The sequence below is a fragment of the Stappia sp. genome, assembly GCF_048261845.1.
GTDB lineage: Bacteria > Pseudomonadota > Alphaproteobacteria > Rhizobiales > Stappiaceae > Stappia.
On record NZ_JBLXFR010000018.1, the window covers coordinates 45,648 to 65,679 of the forward strand.

Sequence of the window (20,032 nt, forward strand, 5' to 3'; positions counted from 1 at the left end):
CTACAGCGGCTGCTTCGATCGTTTTCGGTGCGTTTGCATATCATAGACCGCCGGCCGCCGGCTTGGCGACGCCATGCCGGCCGGGGTCAGGTCAGGCAGGTGCCGACAACCAGCTGGCCACCGCGCTGGAATTCGGCCGCCGGCATCGCCTTCTTGCCGGCCCGCTGCAGCTGCACCAGCCGCAACGCGCCGCCATCACCGCAAGCGACCAGCAATCCCTCCGCCGCATCCGCGTCGAGCAGCGTCCCCGGCGCTGCCGCCACCGCCATCTCAACACGCGCGCTGCGCAGGACCTTGACCCGTTCGTTGCGTCCGCCGATGGCGATCTCGCACCAGGCGCCGGGAAAGGGCGAGAGACCGCGAACATGGTCATGCAGCTCGCGCGCCGGCCGCGACCAGTCGATCCTGGTCTCGGCCTTGTCGAGCTTGCGCGCATAGGTGACACCTTCTTCCGCCTGCGGCGTCGGCACAAGGCCGCCGCGTGGCAGGGCGGCCAGCGCCCGCACCATCAGGTCGGCGCCGAGCATCGACAGGCGGTCATGGAGCTCTCCCGCCGTCATCTGTGCGTCGATGGCGATCTTTTCGGCCATGTAGACAGGACCGGTGTCGAGACCGGCCTCCATGCGCATCACCTCGATGCCGGTCTCCGCATCGCCCGCCATGATCGCGCGGTTGATGGGAGCTGCTCCGCGCCAGCGCGGCAACAGGGACGCATGCAGGTTGAGACAGCCATGGACGGGAACATCGAGCACGGCCTGGGGCAGCAGCAGCCCGTAGGCAACGACGACGGCGACATCGGGGGCAAGCTCGGCCAGCGCGGCGCGCTCCTCCTCGCCTTTCAGCGAGGCGGGCGTGCGCACCTCGATGCCAAGCGTCTCCGCCGCCTCGTGGACGGGGGAGCGGCGCTCATCCATGCCGCGGCCGGCCTTGCGCGGCGGCTGAGTGTAGCAGGCGACGACGTCGTGCCCCTGGCCGACGATCTCCATCAGCGTGGGCACGGAGAACTCCGGCGTTCCCATGAAGACGATACGCAGGCTCATGGCTTGTCCTTCCCTTGCCGGCCGTTTTGACATCCCCGCATCAGGCCAGCCCCGGCAACAGGACCTTGAGGCTCGTCACCATCATCTCCATGGCGATCGCCGCAAGAAGCATTCCCATCAACCTGCTCATGATGCTGACCGCGGTGCGGCCCAGCAGGCGCGACAGCACGGGGCCTGCGAGAAACGTCGCCCCGAGCAGGATCACGATGGCGGCGAGCGCGGCGACCAGCGCGACCTCCTGCCCAGGCGCCTTCGCCTGCTCCCGGAATATGACGATGGTGGAAATCGATCCGGGGCCGAGCAGCATCGGCACGGCCAGCGGATAGATGCCCGGATTGTCCACCGTCCGGTGGTGTTCCCTTTCCGCCTCGGACCCGGCATGGGCCGCACTTTCCCCGCCATGCAGCATCGAAAGCGCAATCAAGAGGATGAGCAGTCCGCCGGCAAGGCGGAACCCGTCGATGCTGATGCCGAAGAGCGTCAGGATGGCCTCGCCACCGACGAAGACGACCACCGTGCCGATACAGAGCGCGACGACCGCCGTCAGCGCCACCGTGCGCTTGCCGGCCGCATCGCGATCGCCGGTCAACGCCAGAAAGACCGGCAGATTGGCGATCGGGCTCATGATCGCGAACAGCGCCGCGAATACCTTGAGGAAAAAGGGAATGTCCATGCGCCTCGCTCCCGGCCGCAGGTTGGCCCGACGTCAGGCTTTCTCCGACTGACGCGCCTGCTTCTGGAACTTGCGCAAGACCCGGCCGCGCTTCAGCCGGGAGATATGGTCGATGAAGAGCACGCCGTTCAGGTGGTCGATCTCGTGCTGCAGGCAGGTGGCGAGAAGACCGTCGGCCTCGATCTCGCGCTCGGCGCCGTCCCGGTCGAGGAAGCGAAGGCCGATCTTCTCGGGACGCTCGACATCCTCGTAATATTCGGGGATCGACAGACATCCCTCCTGGTAGACCGAGTGCTCTTCGGATGCCCAGACGATTTCCGGGTTGATCACCACCAGCGGCGCGGGCTCATCGCCCTCGCGCGCGACGTCGACCACCAGCATGCGGCTCGGCACGCCGATCTGGATCGCGGCAAGCCCGATGCCCGGCGCGGCATACATGGTGTCGAGCATGTCGTCGGCAAGCTGGCGTACGGCATCGTCGACACGCGCCACAGGTTCGCTCACCAGGCGCAGCTTGGGGTCGGGCAGGATCAGGATATCACGCTTCGTCATGAGGTTCAGATATTGGAGAACACGGGCCGCGTCAACGCGGGCCTGCCGGCCTGCGACAGCGCGATGCATGTCACGTGACGGCCGGCGACGCCATTTCGCGTCACGTGCAAATGTTCTATCTTTGTTTCCATGAATGCGATTCTGTTTCACCTTTCCGGACGCCCGGTAACGGTTGGCGAGGGCGTCGTCGTCTTTGGCGCCCTGGCGCTGCTGCTGTTCTTCGTCGGCGTGCTGGGCGCGGCGCGTCAGGCGCGTGCGCGGCGGCTTGCCGAGTGGCGCGCCGAGAAGCAGGCGCGCGAACTGGAGGCGCGGATCTCCGACCTGCTCAAGGTCCAGTCGGAGATGACCGGGCGGATGCAGACCATGGCCGAGGTCTTCGGCACGAGGCAGGGCGACCTGATGCGCGCGGTCAACGAGCGGATCGACGGGATGAGCCACAAGCTCGGCCAGTCAATGGCCGACACGACCAAGCGAACCCATGACGGGTTGCGACACCTGCACGAACGGCTCGCGGTGATCGACCGGGCGCAAGTCACGATCCGCGACCTTTCCGGGCAGGTCGGCGCGCTGCAGGCGATCCTTTCCAACAAGCAGACGCGCGGCGCCTTCGGCCAGGGCCGGATGGAGGCGATCATCCAGGACGCCCTCGCGCCGGGCGGTTACAGTTTCCAGGCAACGCTTTCCACCGGAGCCCGGCCGGACTGCCTGATCCACCTGCCGAACGGCGCGGCGCCGCTCGTCATCGACGCCAAGTTTCCGCTGGAGGCGCATAACGACCTGCGCGCCGCGCAGGACCCGGACGCCGTGAAGCAGGCCGCCGCCCGCTTCCGCCGCGACATCGGCAAGCATCTCGCCGACATCAAGGAACGCTACCTGATCCCGGGCGAGACCCAGGACACGGGTTTCATGTTCGTGCCGTCGGAAAGCGTCTTCGCCGAAATTCACGAGACCTTCGACGATCTCGTGCAGCGCGCCCATCGGCTGCGCGTCGTCATCGTGTCCCCCTCGCTGTTGCTGCTCTCGATCCAGGTGGTTCAGTCGGTGTTGCGCGATGCACGGATGCGCGAGGAGGCGCACCGGATCCAGGCCGAGGTCGCGCATCTTGTCGCCGATGTCGACCGGCTGGACGAGCGCGTGCGCAAGCTCCAGCAGCATTTCGGCCAGGCGGGCCGCGACATAGAGCAGATCCTCATCTCGTCCGACAAGATCGGCAAGCGCGGCCGCGGCATCGGCGAACTCGATCTCGCGCCGCTGCGCGAGGACCCGGATGCCGGTCACACGGTCTCGGGAGGGAACAGGCAAGCCAACGGAGCGGGCAATGGCGCCGCGCCGCGCGGCGAAACGGCGACAGGGCAGACAGGTTCCGCCTCCGCGCGGCGGCTTTCCGCCGCCGACGACCCGGACCTTTTTTGAAGGCCGCGCCGTCCGGCCCGCATCAACTGACGGTCTGGATGTCGACCGTCTTGCCGTCCGTGTCGGACAGCACTCTCAGCTGCTTCGAGTTGCCCGCATAATTGCGCTCGACATAGTGGAATTCCTTGTCGGTCAGCACTTGCGGGCAAAGACCTTGCTGCTCGCCGAGCACGACCTTCACTCGATAGACCGGCGGCTCCGACTTGTCGAACCCGTCGAACTCGGCCAGCACCTGATGACAGGGTGACGGTGCGGTGACCTTGCCGGTCACATGCAATGTCGGGGCACTGCCCGGCCCCGGCATGACGTTCACCCAGGCCACCACATCCTTCACGTCGCCAACTTTCATGACAGCCCCTCCCCGTGCCGGAACACCCGCCCAGGATGCGCTGTCCGGCAAATCCACAACAAGACTACCTTAGATTGCAGTTCGTTTCCGCACAATCAATCTTCGCCGGTGCTGGCCAGCGCCGACGCCTTTGCACCGGCCTGCGAAGGTCGCTATGACGGGCGAAAGCCGTTTGCATGACCACCGGGAGGATTGCCGCATGAGCCTGCTCGTCGCCGTCAAGGGCTGGGACCCAGCGCCGTGGGCCAAGCGCCTGTCAGCCCGCCTGCCCGGTCGAGCCATCCGCACCTGGCCCGATGCGATCGGCGAGGCATCCGATATCCGTTATGCGCTTGCCTGGAAGGCGCCGGCGGAGGCGTTCAGCGCCTGCCCCAATCTCGAAGTGATCTTTTCGCTCGGCGCCGGCGTCGACCATCTGCTCGGCCAGCCCGGACTGCCTCGCGTGCCGGTGGTGCGTGTCGTCGATCCGGACCTGACGGCGCGCATGGCCGAATGGGTGGTGTTTCAGGTGCTGCTGCACCATCGCCAGCACCTTACCTATGCCGCCCAGCAGCGGGACGGGATCTGGCGCGACCTGCCCCAACCGGCGGCCCGCAGCGTCCGGGTCGGCATCATGGGTCTTGGAATACTTGGCGAACGGTCCGCCCGCGCGGTTGCCGCTCTCGGCTTCGATGTCGCCGGCTGGGCCCGCACACGCAAGCGGATCGACGGGATTTCCTGTTTCGCCGGCGAAGGGGAGATGGACGCCTTCCTGCAGCGCACCGACATCCTGGTCAACCTTCTGCCGCTGACGCATCAGACGACGGGTCTCGTCAACCGGCAGGTCCTGTCGAGGCTCGCCCGCGACGGCGCGCTTGGCGGGCCGGTCTTCGTCAATGCGGGACGCGGCGGCAGCCAGGTGGAGGACGACCTCATTGCGGCGCTTCGCGACGGCACGCTGAAGGCGGCGAGCCTCGATGTCTTCGAGCAGGAACCGCTGCCGGCCTCGAGCCCGTTCTGGCAAATGGAGAATGTCGTCGTCTCGCCGCATGTGGCGGCCGACAGCGATCCGGAAGCGATCTCGGACTATGTCGCCGAACAGATCACCGCCTACGAGGCAACCGGCGTGTTGCGCAACAGGGTGGATCCGGCGACCGGGTACTGAAACGTCGGGCGCGGGCGCGCTCAGCAGTGGAAGCGGCGGGCCTGGGAGAACCACAGGTCGACAACCGCCTGAGCGGCCGCACGCAGGCCACGCGGCGTCTCGCATTTCTGGTAGACCGCATCGAACCAGCCGCGGTCGTCACTGCCGACCGGGGTGTCCCGGGTCATGCCGACAATCGGCAGGGTGGCGCCGTCGTAGCGCTGCCGCAACCGCCGCGCGAAGTCGCCGCTGCCCATGCCGGGCAGGCTCAGCGAGGTCACGACGCAGTCGAAAGGCGGGCCGCCCTCCCCGCCGGAGCCGCCGATCAGTTCGAGCGCGGTTTTCGCCGAGGCCACCCGCCGGAGACGAATGTTGCTGGTAACACTCTCGATGGCCTGGCGAAATACGCGGGCATCGTTCACGTTATCCTCGATATGAAGAAAAACAGCATGCGGAATAACGTGAAGCATGATTTCGCGACTATCCATGGAGACAACAGCACAAGCAGTCCGTCGCGTTTTTCACAACGCAGACGGATAACCGATGGTGTTTGATTGTGAGCGGACTGCGTGCTTTCCGGCACCCTCGCCTGAACAGCCGACCGATCCGTCATCGACGCGTGACAAAAGCGCCGCGCCAAGTCATCGCTTGTATATTACATGAGACGATTCATGACAAATGCGATCCCTGCATACCTGCTACGCTAGGGCAGTTTGAAATTACACGCCAATTACGCATGTCTCAATGCAAGTAAATTCCCAAAACGCATACCGGCTGCAAACTTTCAAGAAAGCGCGAAAGAATTCGGCATTCGGAACTCAGGCCGAACCGGGTCGGGCCAACCGGCGGCAGGCGGTCACGGCACCCCACTCGCTCGACGCGATCCGTGCGATCGCGGTCGCCAGCGGCTCGCTCGCGACACTCATAGTGAAGCCGTTGGCATGCAGCAATGTTTCGGCGTCCCGCAGGATGCCGACATGCCCTTTCCAGAAAAGGAGATCGCCGCGCCTCAGTTCCGGCAATCCGGCGGAGATGTCCAGCTCCGTCCCCGCTTCGCGCTCCTGCATGTCGCTGTCGCGCGGTACGACAAGGCCGCCCTCGGCGGCGGCGATCTGGACAAGGGCAGAGCAGTCAAGGCCGAGCGTGGTGCGCCCGCCCCACAGATAGGGCGTGCCGAGCAGCCCTTCGGCCACAGTCACCCAGTCGGGGACAATGCCGCCAAGCGGCAACAGGTGCCGTGCGACCAGGGCGCTGCCGTCGGCGAGCAGGGCATAGTCGAGACCGCGCGTCGTCGCCATCCCGACGACGCTCACCCGCGCGCCAAGTGACAACAGGCCGAGCGACGGCGATTTCAGCTCCGGCCCCGGATAGCGGTAGCTGCGCGGCACGCAGACACGATGGGTCGGGACGGGGCCCGGGTCGCCAAGAGCGTCGACCGGCAGATACCCAACATAACCGTCCGTCGCCAGTTGCCCCCAGGCCCAGCCGTCGGCGCGCGTCTCGTAGACATCGAACCGCTCGCCGGAGAGTGCCTCGGTGTCGATGGAACGCGCCGCATCGGGAGCCGGGCGAAGCGCGACGCTGTCGACCGCTATCCGTTTCTCCACCGGTTCGGCGAAGGCGGACGCCTGCACCGCGCCCCGATAGCGGGCCGCGGCCAGATCCGGGCGCACGGGATGAAGTCGCCTGTCGAGGGAAGGAGGGACGGTGCCGGTCATATGGGGGCTGCCTGAGGGTCCTGTTGCCTGTCAGCGCGGCATCTCGGCCGCCTTGGCGACGATTGTATCGGCAATGTGTTCCAGATACAGCGCGCCTGCAACCGTGCGCGTGACGACGACATTGCGGCGATCCGCCTCGTCGCGGCGCCGCGACAAGAGCTTCATTGCACCCAGCGAGTCGAGCGCGCGGGTGATCACCGGCTTGGTGACGTCGAGACGTGCAGCCAGCCCGCGAACCGTATGCGGCGGCGGCTCCAGATAGACGGTCATCAGGATGGCCATCTGCCGCGAGGTGAGATCCTTGTCGCCGTCGGTCACAAGCGACATCGTCACGTCGTGCCAGAGCCGCAAAGCCTGCGACGGCCGTATGTCGACACCCATCCCCTCACCTTCACCTGAACGCGCGGCCCGCTGGCCGCTCCCGACGCATCATGACCCGCAATTCATTTCGGTTCCGTTAGAAAAACGGCGAAACAATCCGGCCACGCAACGACGTTCAGCGGCCCGGATAACGGTTGGCCAGAAGGTCGAACAAGGCCCTGGCAGCTTGCGCCTCGCCGCCCTGGGGACGTCCCGGGCGGTCCGCCGGGTTCCAGCCATAGATGTCGAAATGCACCCATGTGGCCGCCTTCTCGACAAAGCGGGAGAGGAACAAAGCCGCGGTGATCGAGCCGGCAAACCCCGCACCGCTGGTATTGATGTGGTTGATATCGGCGATCCGGCTGTCGAGGTAGCTCTCGTAGGGCCGCCACAAGGGCATCCGCCAGAGCGGATCGCGGGCAGCCTCGGCATGACGCGCCAGATCCGAGGCGAAATCCTCGTCATCGGTGTAAAAGGGTGGCAGATCCGGCCCCAGCGCGACCCGGGCGGCCCCCGTCAGCGTTGCCATGTCGATGACGAGGTCGGGCGCATCCTCGTCGGCAAGCGCCAGCGCGTCGGCAAGGATCAGCCGCCCTTCCGCGTCGGTGTTGCCGATTTCCACGCTGATGCCCTTGCGGCTTGCCAGGACATCGCCGGGCCGGAAGGCGGAACCGGAAATGGCATTCTCCACCGCCGGAATGATCACCCGGAGGCGCACCGGCAACCCCGCCGCCATGACCATGGAGGCCAGTGCCAGAACGCTGGCCGCCCCGCCCATGTCCTTCTTCATCAGGGCCATGCCGCTCGACGGCTTGATGTCGAGGCCCCCGGTGTCGAAGACAACGCCCTTGCCGACGAGCGTCACCTTCGGGTGGTCCTCCTCACCCCAGACGGCATCGACAAGCCGGGGAGCGCGATCACTTGCCCGTCCGACGGCATGCACCATCGGGAACCCTTCGTCGAGCAGTGCGTCGCCCTCGATCACCCGTACCCGGCCACCGTGGTCGGCAAAGAGCTTCAGCGCCGCGTCAGTCAGTTCCGCCGGCCCCAGATCGCTGGCCGGCGTGTTGACGAGATCGCGCGCCAGGCCAACGCCGTCGAGAATATGCCCCAGCCTTGCCAGGTCGACGCCTTCGCCCACCATCAGGCGCGGGCGCGGCTTGTCGGCGGGTTTGCGGTAGCGGTCGAAACGATAGGAGGAAAGGGCGAAGCCTAGCGCCGCATCGTGTTGCTCCCCGGGCGCGCAGACCAGCCGGTAGTCGCCGCCGGGCAATTTGCGGGCGAGGTCGCCAAGGGTGAACGGCGGCGCGTCCTTCGCCACACCGAAAAGCACTGCAACCGGCGCCCCTTCCGCGTCCGGCACCAGCAGCACCTGGCCGGCTGTCCCCTCGAAACCGCTTGTCTGGGCAAGCACGTGTGCCATCCCGCCGAGCGACTGCAGCAGGCCGGCGGTGCCGTCCCTGTCAACCGGATGGACGGGAATGGCCGTCGAAGCGGGATCGAAGGCAATGAGCGAGGAACGCATGGGCGGGCATCCTGACGAGGCGGGAAAGAAACGGATGCCCCGTTTAAGCATGAAGATGCGAGTGCGGCAATTGCCCCGCCCGCGCCCGGCAGTGCCGCCGTCCCGCCGGCTTAACGAAGCATTAGGGTTAACGACGTATTGATGGGACAGCGCAATTTGCAAGTCCCGTTTCGCGTTGAGGAGCCCGGCACCATGCCCGCCACGCGCCACACTTCACGGCGTCCCGTCGCCACCCGCCTGATGCTTGCGGCCTCCATCGCCGCACTCGTCTCCCTGACCGGTTGCGCCTCGTCGAAGCGCAATGTCGGCACGCATTCGAGCGCCACCCAGGGGTATGCCGCACCGGGATCCAGTGCCGCGACCCAGGCTGTCGGGTATTGGGGCCAGGCCTATGAGCGGGCGCCGAAGGATCGCGAGAACATTCTCAACTACGCGGCCGCATTGCGTCGCAACGGCCAGGTCGACCAGGCCGAGGCGGTACTGCGCAAGGCCGTGATCGCCCATCAGAACGACCGCGACATCGCAGCCGCCTATGGCAAGGTGCTCGCCATGAACGGCCGCCTTCCCGAAGCGCTGCAGGTCATCAACGGCGCCCAGACACCGACCCGGCCAGACTGGCGGCTGATGTCGGCAGCGGCGGCGATCCATGACCAGATGGGCGAGACCAAGACGGCGCGCGAGCTTTACAATCAGGCCCTGAAAATCGCCCCCGGCGAGCCGAGCCTGCTCAACAACCTCGCCATGTCGCACCTGCTTGCGGGCGAGGTGACGGAAGCGGAGAGGATCCTCAAGGCTGCCTCGACCAGCCCCAAGGCCGACAGCCGGATCCGGCAGAACCTCGCCCTCGCGATCGGCCTGCAGGGACGCTTCAAGGAAGCGGAGGACGTGGCCCGCTCCGAGATCGATCCGCAGCAGGCCAACCAGAACATCGCCTATCTGAAGTCGATGCTGGCGCAACGCAACTCCTGGGCGGAGATATCCGCCGCCGACAAGAAGAAGCGCGGAGGCTGAGCAGGCCGCCGCGCGAACCAGCCCTGGCAACGCGCCCGGGGCAGGAAGAACGCCACAAGCGCGAAAGGCCGCCGGGAACTCCGGCGGCCTTTTGCATTCGGGATGTCACGCTGGCCTGTTGGGCCTCTTGCCGGAGAGGACCGGTGCCTCGCGGCAGGCAGGCCGCCCGGCCACTCCCGCTTCAGAAGGTGGCAATCGCCTGGATGATCGCCGGACCGATGATGACGGCAAGCAGCACCGGCAGGAAGAAAACGATCATCGGCACGGTGAGTTTCGGCGGCAGCGCGGCCGCCTTCTTCTCGGCCGCCTGCATGCGCTGCATGCGGTTTTCATCCGCCATGACGCGCAGCGCGGTGGAAACGGGCGTGCCGTAGCGCTCGGCCTGGATCAGCGCGAGGCTGACATTCTTGACGCCCTCCAGCCCCGTGCGATTGGCCAGGTTTTCAAAGGCCATGCGGCGGTCGCCAAGATAGGAAAGCTCGGCATTGGTGAGTGTCAGTTCCTCGGCGAGCGGTATCGACTGGATGCCGATCTCCTCGGACACCTTGCGGAACGCGACCTCCACGGACATGCCCGATTCCACGCAGATCAGCATCAGGTCGAGCGCGTCGGGCCAGGCCCGGTTGATCGACACCTGCCGCTTCTGGATCTTGTTCTTCAGGAAGAGGTCCGGCGCATAGAAGCCGATGAAGGCGACCGCGCAGGCGATGAAGATCTTGACCATCGGCGGCTGCTCGAGTTGCAGCACGGCGAAAACATAGAACAGCGAGAAGAAGAACATGATGACAGGCATCACCATGCGGGCGAAGAGGTAGGTGTAGAGCGGCTTGGTGCCGCGGAAGCCGGCCATGACAAGGCGCTTCTTCGTGCCGTCGTCGGACAGGAGGTTCTTCAGGTTGAGCCGGTCGACGATGCTCTGCATCTGCTTCTTCGGCTTGTTGCGCAAGGACATGCGCGCATTGTTCTTGTCATCCGCCATGCGGGCGCGCTCGCGGGCGCGCATCTGGTCGCGCTCCAGCGCCACGGACTTCATCCGACCCTTCAGCTTGTCGCCCTCGAACAGCGGCACGACGATCGAGTAGAGCGTGCCGCCGATCGCCACCATGGTGAGGACGGCAACGATCATCTGCTGGGAGAGGAGATTTGAGAGGTCGAAGCCCATGGTCGTGGTCCGTCCGGTTCACTGCCGCTTGCAGGATCAGAAATCGAAGTTGATCATCTTCTTCATGATGAACAGGCCCATCATCATCCAGATCACGCTCGCTCCGACGATGATCTTGCCCGCCGGATCCGTGAACAGAACCATCATGTAGGAGGGGCTCAAGACCGACAGGGCGCCGATCACGAGGAAGGGCAAGGACCCGATGATCGCGGCGGAGGACTTGGCCTCCTGGCTCATCGCGACGATCTTTCCCTTCATCGCCTTGCGTTCACGCAGCACTTTCGAAAGGTTGCCCAGCGCTTCGGACAGTGAGCCGCCCGACTGCGACTGGATCATGATGACGATGGCGAAGAAGTTCGCCTCGGCGACCGGCATGCGGGCGGGCAGTTTGGAAACCGCCTCGGCCAGCGTGATGCCCATCGTCTGTGCCTCGACGATACGCTTGAACTCCGTGCGGATCGGCTCGCGTGCCTCGGCGGAGACAATCTGGATGCACTCGCCAAGCGGCAGGCCGGCCTTGGTGCCGCGCACGACGACGTCGACGGCGTTCGGCAATTCGTTGAGGAAGGCGTTCATGCGCTTCTTGCGACGGCGTGCGAGATAGAAGCGCGGCACGCCAAACACTCCGACAAAGGCGAGCCCGGCCGTCAGGAGCAGGGAGCCGGTGGCGAACAAGCCAACCAGCATGAGAACAACGGCACAGATGCCGGAGAAAACGAAGAACGTCGTCCTGGACCAGCTCAGACCGGCCTGGTCGATGCGGTCCTCGATGCTGAGGCGCGCAGCTTTCTGCGCCTTCTTCTTCTCGCGGCTCTCGAACTCCTTGAGCTGATCCTGCACCGACTTGCGCCGGCGGTCCCCATCCTTGGCGCGGCGGGCCGCATCGATGGTGACGCTGCGCGAGGAAACGGACTCCATCCGCTTCTCGCGCGCCTTGCGACCGCTCAGGACCGGTTCGAAGATCGCGTAGATGATGCCGCCTATCGAGAAAGCGGCCAGCAGCGCCACGGCGATGGTGGTGACCTGCGGTGTGAGAAAAGCCTGAAGGTCAGCCACGATGGTCGTTCTCCACAACCTCGGCCGCGTCGAGGGCGGCGGCCAGGCGCTGCTCCTCGCCGAAATAGCGGGCCTTTTCCCAGAATTTCGGCCGGCCGATACCGGTCGAGCGATGGCGGCCGATCAGCTTGCCGTTGGCGTCCTCGCCGAGGATGTCATAGAGGAAGACGTCCTGGGTGATGATGACGTCGCCTTCCATGCCCATCACCTCGGATACGTGGGTGATGCGGCGCGAACCGTCACGCAGGCGCTGCGCCTGCACGATGACGTCGATCGAGGAAACGATCATTTCGCGCAAGGTCTTGGAGGGCAGCGTGAAGCCGCCCATGGTGATCATCGATTCCAGGCGCGAGAGCGCCTCGCGCGGGCTGTTGGCGTGCAGCGTGCCCATCGAACCGTCATGGCCGGTGTTCATCGCCTGCAGCAGATCGAAGGCTTCCGGTCCGCGCACCTCGCCGACGATGATGCGTTCCGGGCGCATGCGCAGGCAGTTCTTGACCAGGTCGCGCATGGTCACCTCGCCCTCGCCCTCAAGGTTGGGCGGGCGGGTTTCCAGACGCACCACATGAGGCTGCTGCAGTTGCAGCTCGGCGGCATCCTCGCAGGTGATGATGCGCTCGGTGGAATCGATGTAGGCCGTCAGGCAATTGAGCAGCGTCGTCTTGCCCGAACCGGTACCGCCCGAGATCAGCACGTTGCACCGGCTGCGGCCGATGATTTCCAGCACGGTCGCCCCTTCGGGCGAAATCGAATTGTACTGGACAAGCTGCTTGAGCGTGAGCTTGTCCTTCTTGAACTTGCGAATGGTGAGGGTCGGACCGTCGATCGCCAGCGGCGGCGCGATGACGTTGACGCGCGAACCGTCGGCGAGACGGGCGTCGCATATCGGGCTCGATTCATCGACGCGACGACCGACCTGGCTGACGATCCGCTGGCAGATGTTCATCAACTGCTTGTTGTCGCGAAAGCGGACGCCGGTCTGCTGCATCTTGCCCTGGGTCTCGATGTAGACCGTGTTGGCGCCGTTCACCATGATGTCGGCAATGTCGTCGCGGGCAAGCAGCGGCTCCAGAGGACCGTAGCCGAGGACGTCGTTACAGATGTCCTCCAGCAGGTCTTCCTGCTCGGAAATCGACATCACCACGTTCTTCAGAGCGATAATGTCGTTGACGACGTCGCGGATTTCCTCGCGCGCATCCTCCGCCGACAGCCGCGTCAGCATCGACAGGTCGATCGCCTCGACCAGCGCGTTGAAGATCGAGGCCTTGGTCGCGTAATAGCCCTCAGAACGCTTCTGCGCCTTGGGTTCCGGCGGCGGCGGGGGCGGCGGCACCGCCTTTTTCACCGCCACTGCGGGCGCCGCGGGCGTGGACCCGACGGGGTCCTCACGCTGGACAGGCGCCGGCGACGAGACCGCAGGCGCCGGATCCGACACGGGGAGCGGAGGCGCAGGCGATAGAGGCGCGGTCCCCGGCGCAGGCGCCTTGGGCTGGGAAATCGGTGTTCCTGTTGTTGCGCCACGTCGACCGAACATAATCACCTGCTCTCAACTGCGTCTCGAAGACCGGATACGGGAGCGGACCTAGCCGCCCGCATTGCCCTTCTTCAGGAAACGGTTCATCAGCTTGCCAAGCGCAAGCCCCTTGGGCCTGGGCACCTCGCCCTTGCCGGTCACGACCTGCGAAATCTGGCCGAACAGGTCGGACGTCGGATGTTTCTCGTCCTGCTCGCCAACCATCTGGCCATTGTTCGCGGCCGTTCCGAACAGCATCGGATCGAACGGAATGGCGGCAAGCGCGACGAGCTCCAGCGCGTCGGCGAATTCCGTCGCCTTGATCTCGGGGCGCTTGGGAACATTCACCCGGTTGAGCACGAGGCGCGGCGCGGCGTCGTTGGGACGCAACTGGCGCAGCGTGTCGATCATGTTCTTGGCGTTGCGCAGGTTGGCAAGGTCCGGCTCGGCGACAATCACCACCTCGTCGACAGAGGCCAGCACGCGGCGAACCCAACCAGACCATGCATGCGGCAGATCGAGGATCACCGCCGGCGCGCCCTGGCGCATCACGTCGAGCAACCCGTCAAAGCTGGTTTCGCCGTGATCGTAGGTGCGCTCCAGGGAGGCCGGCGCCGCCAGCAGGCTGAGCCGTTCGGCGCATTTCGACAGAAGCCGGTCGAGCATGGTCTCGTCCAGACGCTCCGGCGAGGAGACCGCCTCGAAGACGCCCTGCAGCGGGTCCTGGTTGAAGTCGAGACCGGCCGTGCCGAAGGCAAGATCGAGATCCGCGAGAACGACATCGCTTTCGTAGACCCGCGCGATCGACCAGGCGACGTTATGGGCAACCGTGGACGAGCCGACGCCGCCCTTGGCGCCAACGAAAGCGATGGTGCGGCCGAGCGGTTCGGCTTCCGGGTTCACGTAGAGCTCGCCGATGGTGCCAATCACCTGGAACAGGTTGATTGGCGCGACGAGGTAGTCGCTGATGCCGCGATGTATCAGGTCGCGGTAGAGCTTTACGTCGTTCACATGGCCGATGATCATCACCTTGGTGCCGGCGTCGCAGACCTCGGCGAGACGATCGAGCCCCTCCACCAGTCGCGACTGCTCCATCCGGCTTTCAAGGATGATCAGGTTCGGCGTCGGCGCCGAACCGTAGAAGTCGACCGCCGCGCCGAGACCGCCCTTGTGAACCTTCACATGAGCCTTGGCCATGCGCCGGTCCTGAGCGGCGGCCTCGATGGCGCGCGCCACGTCATCGCTTTCGCAGAACGCCTGGATGGCGATGCGCGGTACCGACTTCAGATCGAGGGTATCGACCGGCACATCCGTGGGGAAGCTTCCTGCCTCCCCCGCATGATCCGGGGCCTCGACCTCGTCGAGCGGGCTGTCATAGGCGAGGGTATTCATTCGTCCAGCTCCTCTCGGGGATCAGCTTCCGGCTGCGTCGGAGACGCGCGCGCCGTCACCTTCCTTGAAGTCGGCCGAGGTCTGCTCGCCGGCACGATACTTTTCGTAGACCGTTCCGCGGCGCATCTGGTCGGCCGGCGCCGAGGCGCGCGGATACAGAAGGTCGGACGGGTTCTCGACCATCGCCGCGAGGTTCGCCTGGCTGGCGCAGCCGAAATTGTAGTACTGCGTGTTGTTGAGCTGGGGATTGTGGCGCATGCCGTCTCCCCCGCCGGTGATATTGTCCGGCCACTGCCCGCAAGGGCCGGCCTTTGCCTGAATTCCGGAATAGGCAAGGCGTACGGGCGCCGCCGCCGACGGGTCCTGGACAGGATATCCCCGCGTTGCAATGCGCTTGGGGGATACGCCGCCGGAAACCAGCGCCTTGCGGATCTGCGGCAACACCGCATGCACTGCCGCCTCGTTGCCGGAGCCGGACGGGACGATGACTTCCATCGCGCCACCGCCGCGCGAGCGTGCCTCGGCGGCAAAGCTCGAGACCACTGCCGAGAGTTGCGGCGACAGGCGACGCGTGTCGCTGCCCACCGGCAGATCGAGCGTCTTCACCCCCTCGCCGACAATGATCGGGTGACGCAGGCGGTAATCGTTGGTCGCCAGGACCTCGGAGGTCGGCTGCTGCGTCTGGCAGCCGGCGGCCACCAGAGCGGCGAGAATGGCAAGAGCGGGCACAACGGTCCTGCCCTGCCTGGCTGAAGCGACGCGACGCTTGTCGGGTGCACGATGCATGGGACCGGTCCTCATTCGTAGATGTAGCCGACCTGGCCGTGATAGGCGCCCTCGGCGGGATCGCCGGAGACCCTGTAGACCCGGTTCAGACGGTTCAGGAAAATGGTGCCGCCGTCGGTAGCCGGCGCGAAGTTCTTTGTCGGTTCCACCAGTTCGGAACGGGCCACCGGCCGCACCGTGTAAGGCGTGACGAAGACGGCCAGTTCGGTCTCCTGGCGAAGGAAATCGCGGCTCTTGAACAGTGCGCCGAGGATCGGCACCTGCATCAGGCCGGGAACCCCGTTCAGGTCCTGCTTGTAGGATTCCTTCAAAAGGCCGGCCATCACCAGCGTGCCGCCCGAGGGAAGTTCGATGGTCGATTCGGCCCGACGCACCTTCAGGGCCGGGATGGTCAGGGCACCGATGCTCACCGCACCCTCCTGGGTGATCTCGCTGACCTCGGTCTTGACGCGCAGCGAGATGCGGCCGCCGCTCAGGACGACCGGCGTGAAATCCAGACCGACACCGAACTTCTTGAACTCCACGGTGATCTTGTTGTTGTCTTCCGCGATCGGGATCGGGAACTCGCCACCGGCAAGGAAGCTGGCATTCTCGCCCGAGATTGCCGTCAGCGTCGGTTCGGCCAGCGTCCGGATCACGCCGTCACGCTGCAGGGCCTGCAGGTCGGCATTGATGTTCGTGCTGCCGGCGATCATGCCGGCTGTCGCCGATGCGCGTCCGACGATGTTCGAGTTGACCGAGTAGCCGGGGCTGTTGTTGAAGCCGAAATTGTAGTTGCCGATGCCGATCGTGCCGGACAGGTTGAGCCCGAGCTGCTTGATGATCGAGCGCTCGACCTCGGCAACGGTGACCTTCAGGTGAACCTGGTCCTTGCCGGTGACGGAAATCATGTTGAGCACCGGCAGTGCCTCGCCCTCGGTCTTGGCGAAGCGGGCCGCAAGGTCGGCCGCGCGCTGCGCGTCGGCGGTGCTGGAGGCGGTACCGCTGACGACAATGTTGCCGTTGACGGATTCGGCGGTGATGTCGGCGTTCGGAATGGACCGGCGGATCATCGTATTGAGGTCCGTCGTGTCGTTCTCCACCGCGAGATCGAAACTGGCGATCTGGTTGCCGGCCCTGCCGAACAGGAAGAGGCTTGCCTGACCTGCCTTGTTGCCGAGAATGAACACGCGACGCGACGAGCGAACGACCGCATCCGCAACCTCGGGGTTGGAGACGATCACATCGCTCACTTCCTCGCCGAGGTTGATCACGACCGAGCGTCCCAGGCCGACCTTGAGCAGCCGCCCGGCAACGCGCTCACCGGCGCTGATCGTCAGCGACTTGGGATAGCCGTCCGCGCGCGCCGCATCCGTTTCGGCGAACCCGCAAAGGACAAGGCCAACCGCCATGCCGATCCGGAAGAAACGTTGAGCCAACATCCGAGTTCTCCTTGCCGTCATTGCCGAGCCGGTTCCACGCTCAACGCTGTGTCTGTATCTGGCTGGCAACGCCGAATTTCACGAAGTTCACGCCACCACCGATGACGGCGGGCTCGGCGTCGTCGGCCGAATCCTGGGCGGAACGCAGGACCAGCGCGATGGTGCCGAGCTGCGATGCCTGGGCGACGACCTCGGCCTGGGTCGGTTCGAGTTCCAGCGTCGCCGTCTGGCCGGGGGGAAGCGCCTTCTCGTCCTGCTCGCCGGCGGTCGTGGTGTCGATCGCCAGAACGCGGACATTCTGAAGGATGGTCTCGCTGGTGAAGGTATTGCCGGACCGCGCCGCAGTCTGACGGGTAAGGATCACGTCGACCTTGTCACCCGGCAGGATGAAGCCGCCGGCCGCTGTCAGAGCCTCGACGGAAACCGCGATGGCGCGCTTGCCCTTGGGAAGAATGGTCGACATGAACCCGCGGTCGCTGTTGATCAACCGTTCCTCGCGCAGCGGCTCACCCTGGTAGAGGGGGGCCTTGGCGATGCGACCGGCCATCTCGGCCATGGCATCGGGGCGCTGGGAACGCAGGATCGCGGTGGCCGGGGCGAGTTCACGGGGCCAGCTTGTCCAGGACAGATCGTCCGGATTTACAACCTGGCCGAGACCGATGTCCTGCGACGCGGTCAGTACCTCGTCCTTCTCCACCGTCTCGGTCACCATCACCGGCTCGGCGACCGGCTCGGGAGCGGGGCTCATCACCATTCGCGCCACCAGAAGGCCGGCACCAAGGGAAACGCCCAAAATTGCGAAACGCGCGATCTTCATAACTGTTACCCGCATGGATCGGACTGGACCGGACGCGAATGCGCCAACGGTCATCGTGCGATTACTGTTGCGGGTAAATGGTCAAGACATGGTTAATCAGGTGTGATCAATGTTGATGAACAGGCTTTAAACTTCTTGCAAATTCAAATCGACGTTTCAACATCGTTTATCGTTCGTTAACTTATGACATCTGCTGCCAAGGAATGGCGATGCCACAAGGCACACGCAAGACCTCGAAATTGCAGTGTTTCTGTTACATGATTGCCCGGAACCAGACCGATCCGGGATACGCCTGCAACGCGGCGACCGCGATGGTGATGCCATAAGGAATGCCGGTCCGGTTGTCATGCAGGCGGGCGATCCATTCCACACGGTAGACGGCAACCGGCAACAGCACGACTTTCCGGAATCCGAGGATGGCCAGCGTCAGCACCGCACCGTAGATGCTCGTCAGCAGCAGAAAATCGCCCAGCGCCGGTGTCAGGCCGAGCCACAGGGCGACCGCTGTCATCAGCTTCGCGTCACCGCCCCCCATCCAGCCGAAAGCAAAGAAGGCAAGTCCGACTGACAGCGCAAGGCCGGCGGCCAACAGATGGAACCCGATGTCGACCGGCGCAAGCCCGATGGCCGGCGCCAGCATCGCAAAGCCGGCAATCATGATGAGGGAGACCCGGTTGGGAATGGTCATCGTGAACAGGTCGGACGCCCCGGCAAAGGCCACAAGGCATGGAAAAACGACCAGCAGAGCTGCCTCGATCATACACCAATCCTCCGCATCGACGTCACTCCGGAATGCCGGGCGACGGCCTGGCAGAAGCCGGGTGTATACGATTGCCCTTAAAAGCCGGTTGACGACGGGCCATTCAACGATGCGCCCGATACGTTCGGCAGGGTCACAAACGGAAACGGGCGGCTCCCGCCGCCCGCATCAAGTGCTTCCGCGTGCCCCGGCGTCACTGCCGGGACAACCGTGGAACGCAACGAAGCCGACCTTACTGGGTGGCAGCGGCGTTCAGCTCGGTGGAAACGCGGGTGAACATCGCGGTGATCGAACCACCGGCAGCCGTGATCGCGGCGATGATGGCAACGCCGATCAGACCTGCAATCAGGCCATACTCGATGGCGGTGGCACCAGATTCGTCGTTCGCGAAACGAGCAAAGAGATTCTTCATTGGTTGGCTCCTAACTTTCACTTGTTTTGTCTGCACCATCTTGCCGACCTGTTTTTATTCGGTCGTTCGAAGATGATGTCACTATAGGCAGCACATCTTGCCACAAAGTTAAATTCGATGACCCAACACGACAACACGCCGTCGACGAGATCTATAGTTAATACATATGAAATTCATTTCCGAAAATCTTAACCATAGCGCTCGCCAGGTACCTTCCGGAATCTCCACCCTCTTCCCGGCGGGCCGATGGACGACCATCGCGCCGCCGCAGCCGGCCGGGCGCCCAGCCCGTCACGGGCGCGCGCCTGTCCCGTTAACGATGCTCGCAAAACGCCCCCGTCCGCCGGGCGCGTTAGGTCTTCCTTCACCAATATCCTTCACGCTCGGGTAGGAATTTTTCCGAGGAGCACAGATCGATGCCGCAAATTCGCGATCTTCTTCGCGCCCCGATGCTGGCGGTTCTCATGACCGCCCTGACCGGCGCGGCCATTGCCGAGGAAACCGGCGTTCACGTCATGACAGACCGTGCCAAGGTTTTCCGCATCGACGCGCCCGCCGACACCGTTATCGTCGGCAATCCGGCAATCGCCGACGTCACCATGTATGACCGCCAGACCGTCGTGGTGACGGGAAAGCTCTATGGCACGACGAACCTCGTCATCCTCGACAAGGACGGCGAGCCGATCATCGACGAGGTCATCACCGTCGGCGCCGTGACCGGCGATGTCATCACCGTGCAGCGCAAACTGGCGCGGTCGACCTATTCCTGCTCCCCCTCCTGCGAGCCCGTGCTCCGGGTCGGCGACAGCGAGGCCGGTTACGAATTGCTGACCAAGCAGTCGACGCAGCGCAATGACATGTCGGAAAAAGCTGCCGGCGCCACAAACTGACGCCGGTGCGGCCCGTCGCACCGGCAAACGCCCCGGAACCCAATCGTCGAACCCCGCAC

At 64.9% G+C, this 20,032-nt stretch carries 21 protein-coding genes; 4 read left to right on the forward strand and 17 right to left on the reverse strand.

The window, feature by feature from the left end:
• Positions 1-86: 86 nt before the first annotated feature.
• Genes fmt through def form a run of 3 tightly spaced genes read right to left on the reverse strand, consistent with a single transcriptional unit; the run spans position 87 to position 2,265 of the window.
• Positions 87-1,034 (reverse strand): methionyl-tRNA formyltransferase, encoded by a 948-nt coding sequence (fmt, locus tag ACN0T5_RS09800; RefSeq protein WP_417768477.1) that lies wholly within the window; start codon positions 1,032-1,034, stop codon positions 87-89.
• 46 nt (positions 1,035-1,080) lie between these two features.
• Positions 1,081-1,713 carry a MarC family protein gene (locus tag ACN0T5_RS09805; protein ID WP_417768441.1) on the reverse strand — a complete coding sequence of 211 codons (633 nt, stop codon included), beginning with the start codon at positions 1,711-1,713 and terminating at the stop codon, positions 1,081-1,083.
• 33 nt (positions 1,714-1,746) lie between these two features.
• A complete protein-coding gene (def, locus tag ACN0T5_RS09810; RefSeq protein WP_417768442.1) occupies positions 1,747-2,265 on the reverse strand; it encodes a peptide deformylase in 519 nt (172 codons plus the stop codon).
• A gap of 129 nt (positions 2,266-2,394) precedes the next feature.
• Here def and ACN0T5_RS09815 point away from each other — a divergent pair, with 129 nt between their 5' ends.
• A complete protein-coding gene (locus tag ACN0T5_RS09815; protein ID WP_417768443.1) occupies positions 2,395-3,678 on the forward strand; it encodes a DNA recombination protein RmuC in 1,284 nt (427 codons plus the stop codon).
• A 22-nt stretch (positions 3,679-3,700) separates the two neighbouring features.
• Here the strand turns inward: ACN0T5_RS09815 and ACN0T5_RS09820 are convergent, their stop codons facing one another.
• Positions 3,701-4,027, reverse strand: coding sequence for a hypothetical protein (locus tag ACN0T5_RS09820; RefSeq protein ID WP_417768444.1), 327 nt, complete (start codon positions 4,025-4,027; stop codon positions 3,701-3,703).
• A gap of 199 nt (positions 4,028-4,226) precedes the next feature.
• Between ACN0T5_RS09820 and ACN0T5_RS09825 the strand changes: the two genes are divergently transcribed.
• On the forward strand, positions 4,227-5,171 hold the full coding sequence (locus ACN0T5_RS09825; RefSeq protein ID WP_417768445.1) for a 2-hydroxyacid dehydrogenase: 945 nt from the start codon (positions 4,227-4,229) through the stop codon (positions 5,169-5,171).
• A gap of 20 nt (positions 5,172-5,191) precedes the next feature.
• Here the strand turns inward: ACN0T5_RS09825 and ACN0T5_RS09830 are convergent, their stop codons facing one another.
• From ACN0T5_RS09830 to ACN0T5_RS09845, 4 genes are all read right to left on the reverse strand, one after another.
• Complete coding sequence (locus ACN0T5_RS09830; protein WP_417768446.1) at positions 5,192-5,638, reverse strand: response regulator; 447 nt, start codon at positions 5,636-5,638, stop codon at positions 5,192-5,194.
• Between the two features lie 330 nt (positions 5,639-5,968).
• A complete protein-coding gene (locus ACN0T5_RS09835) occupies positions 5,969-6,868 on the reverse strand; it encodes a C40 family peptidase (RefSeq protein WP_417768447.1) in 900 nt (299 codons plus the stop codon).
• 30 nt (positions 6,869-6,898) lie between these two features.
• Complete coding sequence (locus ACN0T5_RS09840; RefSeq protein ID WP_417768448.1) at positions 6,899-7,249, reverse strand: MarR family winged helix-turn-helix transcriptional regulator; 351 nt, start codon at positions 7,247-7,249, stop codon at positions 6,899-6,901.
• A gap of 115 nt (positions 7,250-7,364) precedes the next feature.
• Entirely contained in the window at positions 7,365-8,753 is a 1,389-nt protein-coding gene (locus tag ACN0T5_RS09845; protein ID WP_417768449.1) for a leucyl aminopeptidase family protein, read from the reverse strand.
• A gap of 192 nt (positions 8,754-8,945) precedes the next feature.
• On the opposite strand from ACN0T5_RS09845, the gene ACN0T5_RS09850 reads away from it, so the two are divergent.
• A complete protein-coding gene (locus tag ACN0T5_RS09850) occupies positions 8,946-9,764 on the forward strand; it encodes a tetratricopeptide repeat protein (protein WP_417768450.1) in 819 nt (272 codons plus the stop codon).
• 181 nt (positions 9,765-9,945) lie between these two features.
• On the opposite strand, the gene ACN0T5_RS09855 is transcribed toward ACN0T5_RS09850, so the two are convergent.
• The 9 genes from ACN0T5_RS09855 to ACN0T5_RS09895 form a co-directional block, all read right to left on the reverse strand.
• Complete coding sequence (locus ACN0T5_RS09855) at positions 9,946-10,926, reverse strand: type II secretion system F family protein (protein ID WP_417768451.1); 981 nt, start codon at positions 10,924-10,926, stop codon at positions 9,946-9,948.
• A gap of 36 nt (positions 10,927-10,962) precedes the next feature.
• Positions 10,963-11,982 (reverse strand): type II secretion system F family protein, encoded by a 1,020-nt coding sequence (locus ACN0T5_RS09860; RefSeq protein WP_417768452.1) that lies wholly within the window; start codon positions 11,980-11,982, stop codon positions 10,963-10,965.
• The gene (locus tag ACN0T5_RS09865; RefSeq protein ID WP_417768453.1) at positions 11,975-13,516 is read right to left on the reverse strand and encodes a CpaF family protein; all 1,542 of its coding nucleotides are present in this window, start codon (positions 13,514-13,516) and stop codon (positions 11,975-11,977) included. Before ACN0T5_RS09865 ends, ACN0T5_RS09860 begins: the two co-directional genes overlap by 8 nt.
• Before the next feature lie 48 nt (positions 13,517-13,564).
• Positions 13,565-14,887 carry an AAA family ATPase gene (locus ACN0T5_RS09870; protein WP_417768454.1) on the reverse strand — a complete coding sequence of 441 codons (1,323 nt, stop codon included), beginning with the start codon at positions 14,885-14,887 and terminating at the stop codon, positions 13,565-13,567.
• Between the two features lie 21 nt (positions 14,888-14,908).
• Complete coding sequence (locus ACN0T5_RS09875) at positions 14,909-15,673, reverse strand: CpaD family pilus assembly protein (RefSeq protein ID WP_417768455.1); 765 nt, start codon at positions 15,671-15,673, stop codon at positions 14,909-14,911.
• Between the two features lie 11 nt (positions 15,674-15,684).
• Positions 15,685-17,094: a type II and III secretion system protein family protein gene (locus ACN0T5_RS09880; RefSeq protein WP_417768456.1), complete on the reverse strand. Its 1,410-nt coding sequence runs from the start codon at positions 17,092-17,094 to the stop codon at positions 15,685-15,687.
• A gap of 40 nt (positions 17,095-17,134) precedes the next feature.
• Positions 17,135-17,911, reverse strand: a complete 777-nt coding sequence (gene cpaB, locus ACN0T5_RS09885) for a Flp pilus assembly protein CpaB (protein WP_417768457.1) — start codon at positions 17,909-17,911, stop codon at positions 17,135-17,137.
• 253 nt (positions 17,912-18,164) lie between these two features.
• The gene (locus ACN0T5_RS09890) at positions 18,165-18,671 is read right to left on the reverse strand and encodes an A24 family peptidase (RefSeq protein WP_417768458.1); all 507 of its coding nucleotides are present in this window, start codon (positions 18,669-18,671) and stop codon (positions 18,165-18,167) included.
• Positions 18,672-18,903: 232 nt separating this feature from the next.
• Positions 18,904-19,083 carry a Flp family type IVb pilin gene (locus ACN0T5_RS09895; RefSeq protein WP_417768459.1) on the reverse strand — a complete coding sequence of 60 codons (180 nt, stop codon included), beginning with the start codon at positions 19,081-19,083 and terminating at the stop codon, positions 18,904-18,906.
• A 416-nt stretch (positions 19,084-19,499) separates the two neighbouring features.
• Here ACN0T5_RS09895 and ACN0T5_RS09900 point away from each other — a divergent pair, with 416 nt between their 5' ends.
• On the forward strand, positions 19,500-19,973 hold the full coding sequence (locus ACN0T5_RS09900; protein ID WP_417768460.1) for a pilus assembly protein N-terminal domain-containing protein: 474 nt from the start codon (positions 19,500-19,502) through the stop codon (positions 19,971-19,973).
• Positions 19,974-20,032: the final 59 nt, after the last annotated feature.